Here is a 5,760-nt window from a genome sequence, read left to right as displayed (position 1 = left end):
GCTCGTTTTGACCTTCCACAATCAACCAAAGCGGTTCGCGTTTCTGGTTGAGCTGCAGCTTTATTTCCTCAAGCGCCGAGTACGCCGGGCTGTTCCGGGGGCGGAGCGCGTTGGCGGTTGCGTCCATGCGGGGACGGCCCGACAACAGAGTGATCATCGCCGCCAAAAAAAGTGCTGCGGTCCCCGCGGAAACTGCCCTCATGTGAATGAGTCCAACGGGTCCTGGAGGACGTGATTCGCGCGTCGCCGGAACGACATTCTGTCCCCGGCGTCTGCGATCGGGAAAAAGTGGCGGGAGAAAGGCGAAGATCATCACGAGCGCGGAGAGGGCAACCCCGATGCCCACCAGCGAGCCGAGTTGAGCCAGACCGGGCAGACCGCCGAAATTCAACACGAGAAACGCGGTGATGGTCGTTACCGCCGCCCAGAAAATGCTGGGCGCGATGGCCCTGCGCACTTCTGGCACCGACAGATCGAGATGAGCCAGCGCTTCCTGGTAATGCACCACGGCGTAATCCACGGCCAGGCCGAGCAGGATTGCGGCGAATCCCATGCTGACGACGTTGATGGTCCCAAAAAGCAGTCCGCCCAGAGCGAGTGTTCCCGCCAGTATCAAGGCCAGCAGCGCCAGCAGCCAGAGCATCGGTTTCCATCTCCGATGGGCGAACCAGAACAAGGTTGCGATGATCAACGATGTTCCGCCCACTGAAAGCGTCACGTCGCGTTCCATTCCGCCCGCGATTTCTGCAACGAACGCCGGCCGGCCGGTGTATCCGAGGGAAACTGCGGATGAGGACTGTTTCGCGGGCGGCACCGTCTCGTTCACCACTCGCTTCGCGGCTTCGAGCCAATGCGCGCATTCCCGGTAGGTCGCCAGATCAGTGTGAGCCCTGACGAAGAGAATGCGAAACGTGCCGTCGGCCGAAGCGAACATCTCCTGGCCCTCGCCAAACCGCGGAGCGGAGCCGGACGCGCTTTCGGGGAGCCGGGTCAGGCCAAATGGATCATAACTCAGCCGCGCAAGGTCGCCGGGTGACATGGAGGTGGCAAGTTCGTTGCGGGTCGCAGTCAGCAAGGCATCGAGATTTGTTGCAGCGAGGCGATTCGTCAACTGGCCGAAGATTACCGGCGGTTGGTTGAGCCACAGATAGGCGATCAGTTCCGCGGCTTCCGCCGGGCGTTCAAGCCACGGCGGCTGCCAGGTGACTTGTGAGACGAGGTTTGTCTCGCGCCGCAAACCGGTTGCGATCGCACTGGCTGTGGCTTCAGCGGTTTCCGCGTCGCGCGCGCGAACGGAAAGGATCAATTCCCGCGCGTTCGCGAAATTCTGCTGATAGATCTTCAATCCCTGGACAGCAGGGGCCGCGGGCGGCAGCAGGTTCAGAACCTCGACGTCGAAGCGAAGTCGCGCCAGCCCCAACGCGATTGGAACCAGGGCCAGCAGCCAAAGCGAGCAGCGGGCAAGCTTCATGATCCCGGCCGGTCTTCCGGTTGTTCCATCGTTCACGTTCTTTGTGACTTGGTGTTCCTATCCCTGGCGCCGGTCCGCCGCCAATGGTCGGAGTCAAGTGCCGCGGCAGTCTTAAGGTTTAATCCCGGGCGATGGAAAGGAAATTACCATTGCGGAACGTCGATGATCGATGGATGTAAGTTCGATTCAATTGAATCGCGGCGGTTTGGCGGATGTTCGGCAGTTTTCCGGCCTTGGTACGAAGCCGCTCAGCCCGGACTTGAGACGATCCAATCGAAGGCGTCTCGCTACGGTCAGGATGCATCCGGTGGTTGCTCAAGGCACCAGGAATCCCTCTAACATCTCGCCGCTGATTTTATTTTCGAGCCTCCAGCGGCTGTCTTCCAATTTCTGCCAGCGCCACTTAGAGCCGGGCGTGTTTCCGGCGAGGCACTGGGCAAGCTGCAACCAGCCTAATTGCGAAGGCGGCCTGCCCGTGCCGGAAAACACCTTGTTTTCAACGATGAATTCAATCTGCCATGCGTCCGCGGCGATTTGCGCCACGACGAAGGGCAGGGGAGTTTTAACAAACTTAAGGAAGACGCGCCCATCCGTCCGCGACGCAACCAGCAGTTCGCCCGCGATCTCCGGGGCTCCCGTTTTTGACCTCCAGACGGTCTGACCCTTGCGGATCCTCCATCCGGCTTCACTGAGATTCACGGGCGGCAGTGGTCGCAATGTGCGACAACCAAGCACACCACACACGACAAGCAGGGTTGCAAGAACAAGGAACGTCCTGAAAAGGGTCCTTTCTGGCCGAGCTCTATTCCGATGCCAGACTTCGAGTGAGACGGCCGAGCGCGCAAGGCACAGGCCAGACAATTTCCGGGTGCGTTCTTTTTCCAGTCTGGCGCACGACATGCGGGGTGAGGCTAGGGTCCAGATCGGCAACAAGTCGAGACTTTACAACAGAACCGCCTTGTTCAGGGAACGCTGTTTCGAACGGTTGTCACGACGCTTCAGCGACGCCTTTGTCCTGCGCCGGATGAAGGCCGAAACGATTCAATTTCTCCCGCATGGTCAGGCGCGACACACCGAGCCAGCGCGCCGCCCTGGCCTGATTGCCCTGAGCGAGCTTGATTGCCCGGCCGAACAGTTCGCGTTCCAAATCGTTCATCGCGCGGGAGTAAATCTGGTCTTCTTTGCCATCCTGGACATGCGCGAGCAATTCAGCGACGAACCCGGCGAGCGCCTCCCGGGCTTGCGGGAGGGACTGGGCGGTCCGTGTAATGATCTGCTGAATATGGTCGGCGCCGACGACGTAGCCGCGGGACAGCAGCAATGCCTGCCGGATGACATTTTCCAGTTCGCGCACGTTGCCCGGCCAGGGTTGACTGCGCAACAGTTCCAGCGCCTCCGGCTGGATTGAACATTGCTGGACCCCGAGTTCCTCGCCATATCGCTGAACAAAGTATTTCACGAGCACGGGGATGTCTTCGGCCCGCTGGCGCAGCGGTGGGACGGCGATGATTACCACGCTGAGACGGTAAAACAGGTCTTCGCGAAACAGCCTTTCTTTGATCGCGGTCTCCAAATCGCGGTGCGTTGCAGCGATGACGCGGACATTGACGGGAATCGTTTCCTTGCCGCCCAGTCGTTGAATACATTTTTCCTGGAGGACACGCAGTAACTTGGCCTGCGTGCTGAGGCTGAGATCGCCAATTTCGTCGAGAAGCAGGGTGCCGCCGTTCGCCTGCTCGAAACGGCCGATACGCCGCATGTCCGCGCCGGTAAACGCGCCCCGTTCGTGGCCGAACAGCTCGCTCTCCAGCAGGGTTTCCGGAATGGCGGCGCAATTGACCGCAACAAACGGGGCGTTTGCGCGGTCGCTGTACTGGTAAAGCGCACGGGCCACCAGTTCTTTGCCGGAGCCGGTTTCACCGCGGATGAGAACGGTCACTGGTTTTGCGGCCACACGGCCAATTTCCTTGTAAAGCTCCTGCATCAGGCGGCCGTTGCCAATGATCGCGTCGCGCGAGGAAATGGTCTGGCCCATTTCGACGGGCTCAGACATGAACCGGCTGCTCGCGCAGGCCTTGGTAACCAGTTCGATCAGTTCCTCCATCTCGAACGGTTTGAGCAGATAATCATAGGCGCCCTGCTTCGTGGCTTCGATCGCCGTGTCTGTTGTCCCGTGGGCCGTCATGAGAATGATGGGCAGACGCGGTCTTGACGCATGAAGACGACGCACCAGTTCCATGCCATCGAGACCGGGCAGCTTCAGGTCGGTGATGACAACGTCAAAGAGATCCTTTTCGGCGCGCGCCAGACCATCGTCGCCCCGCGTAACCGTGGCAACGTCAACGCCTTCGTCAGCAAGCACGCGCCGCAAGGCGGAGGCGGCGGGGACATCGTCTTCGATCAGGAGGACTTTTGGAGGAGGGCTCATTTGGGCGCAAATCTCGGCAACAGGATGCCAAACGTCGTTCCACGGTTCAACTGCGTGCGGAAGCGGAGGACGCCGTCGTGTTTTTGCACGATGCGCTCGGCGATGGCGAGGCCCAATCCAGTGCCGCCTTCCTTGGTGCTGAAGAACGGATCGAACAGCCGCTTCTGAACTTCCTGCGAAATTCCCCGGCCTGTGTCCTCAACTTCCAGCACGACCGCCGGTCGGGATTGTCCGCCCAGTCTTTCCGTGCCGCAGCGCGCCCGGAGAGTGACCGTGCCGTTTCGGTGGATGCTTTCGGCCGCGTTTTGGATGAGGTTGATAAACACCTGCTTGAGTTGCTGCGGGTCCGCCTGGATCATGGCATCCGTCAGCTCATCAATCTTCAAATCGATCCCGTTTCTTGCCAGTTGCGGGCCCATGAGTTCCGCGGCTTCGCGCACTGGCACGTCCGCGGAAAGAGTCACCAAACTCGGTTCGGGCGGGCGCGCAAACTGAAGCACTCCCTTGACAATCCGTTCAAGCCGGTCGATTTCGTTGCCGATAACAATCGTGTCTTCGTAGGCCGGCGACCCTGAATTGAGCACCTTTTGCTGAGTGAAAAGGCGCGCCTTGATTGCCGTCAGTGGATTGCGGATTTCGTGGGCCACGCCCGCGGCCAGGACGCCGAGCGACGCGAGCTTCTCCTGCCGCTGAATGACAGCGTGACTTTCAATGAGTTTGCGGCGTAGAGGCATGATCATGTCCCTGTAAACCACGAGGGCCAGCGACACAAGCAGGACAAAGAGCACGAACAGGGCGCCCAAAATCAATTCGCGCAAAAAGGCGAGCGACTTTTGCGAATCCGACAAAAAGCGGTCCAGGGATTCCCGGTGCGCGATCACCAGCTGGTTGCCGAGGCCCAGCAACCGGCCCGATTCGTCCTCCACTTTGCGGAACGCCGCCAGAGGCCGGTCATCGGACGGTTTGTCCCAGACCTGTTGCAACAGGTTTGTCGCCGCGGTGAAGTAAAAGTCGTATGCGTCGTTGATCGAGTCGAGGATCCGTTGCTCCTTGTCGCTGGTCAGGGTTGGGCGCTGGGTGTCGATCCACTGGTCCATTTTTGTCCATTGATCCATGAACCTGTCCTGGTCTTCCCGGTCACGGAGGATGGTATGCCGGAGCAGGAGGTAGTCTAGCTCCTGGAGATTCGCACGAAACTGATCGGCAGTCTTGAAGCTCTGGATTTGCATCTCGGTCAATCGACGACTGAGTTGGTCAAACTGGCGCCAACTGGCGTGCGCGGCCCAGCCAATCATCAGCGCGACAACCACGATTGCCAGGGCGAAACCACCCAGGCGCAGCTTGAAGTTTTTCGCCATTCGATTGGAAACCAAATTATCAGCGCCGGGCAGGGACTTATCACACGCACGGGCAGAATCGAGGTTCATAGCATTCCGCCGTGCGGGTTGAACTGCGTAACGCGAGCGCGGCGGCCGCTGGCACGGCATCCGCTATTCCCATCCACAAACATGTCGCAAGTAGTATGCCGCCCGTGACCGTTTCAGAAAAGCGTCTTCCACAGCTCGCAATCGGGACGACCGCGGCGCATTCGAAGTTGCCAACATCGCATTGATATGTGCCTGTGAGTTCGGATTCCAGCATGAACCTGTCTGCCCGCGTCCCCGCGCAAGGGCCGGTGCGCGCTGCGCGGCCCGATTGCAAGGGGCGCGTGCTGGTCGTGGACGATGACGCCTCGGTCCGGGAATCCTTGGGGCGCGCGCTGCGTTCGGAAAACTACGATGTCGCTCTTGCGGGAGATGGGCAGGAGGCGCTGAAACGCTTCACCGAGGGATACGTTGACCTTGTGCTCCTCGATTTGAAC

General features: G+C 60.0%; 5 protein-coding genes. 1 reads left to right on the top strand and 4 read right to left on the bottom strand.

Annotated features, from left to right (window positions below; genetic code table 11):
* From VN887_05775 to VN887_05760, 4 genes are all read right to left on the bottom strand, one after another.
* On the bottom strand, nt 1-1,471 hold a 1,471-nt coding region (locus VN887_05775), incomplete at its 3' end, for an MMPL family transporter (protein HXT39513.1).
* 315 nt (nt 1,472-1,786) lie between these two features.
* A complete protein-coding gene (locus VN887_05770; GenBank protein ID HXT39512.1) occupies nt 1,787-2,170 on the bottom strand; it encodes a hypothetical protein in 384 nt (127 codons plus the stop codon).
* Nucleotides 2,171-2,459: 289 nt separating this feature from the next.
* Nucleotides 2,460-3,899 carry a sigma-54 dependent transcriptional regulator gene (locus VN887_05765; GenBank protein HXT39511.1) on the bottom strand — a complete coding sequence of 480 codons (1,440 nt, stop codon included), beginning with the start codon at nt 3,897-3,899 and terminating at the stop codon, nt 2,460-2,462.
* Entirely contained in the window at nt 3,896-5,257 is a 1,362-nt protein-coding gene (locus VN887_05760; protein ID HXT39510.1) for an ATP-binding protein, read from the bottom strand. Before VN887_05760 ends, VN887_05765 begins: the two co-directional genes overlap by 4 nt.
* Nucleotides 5,258-5,538: 281 nt before the next feature.
* Here VN887_05760 and VN887_05755 point away from each other — a divergent pair.
* Nucleotides 5,539-5,760: response regulator (locus tag VN887_05755; protein ID HXT39509.1), on the top strand; the 222-nt coding region annotated here is incomplete at its 3' end.

The organism is Candidatus Angelobacter sp., from assembly GCA_035607015.1.
In the GTDB taxonomy this organism is placed as follows: domain Bacteria; phylum Verrucomicrobiota; class Verrucomicrobiia; order Limisphaerales; family AV2; genus AV2.
This window is presented reverse-complemented; position numbering and strand designations above follow the sequence as displayed.

Coding starts and splice junctions, on each gene's coding strand:
- VN887_05765 (HXT39511.1), bottom strand. CDS start 3,899: ATGAGCCCTCCTCCAAAAGTCCTCCTGATCGAAGACGATGTCCCCGCC.
- VN887_05760 (HXT39510.1), bottom strand. CDS start 5,257: ATGGCGAAAAACTTCAAGCTGCGCCTGGGTGGTTTCGCCCTGGCAATC.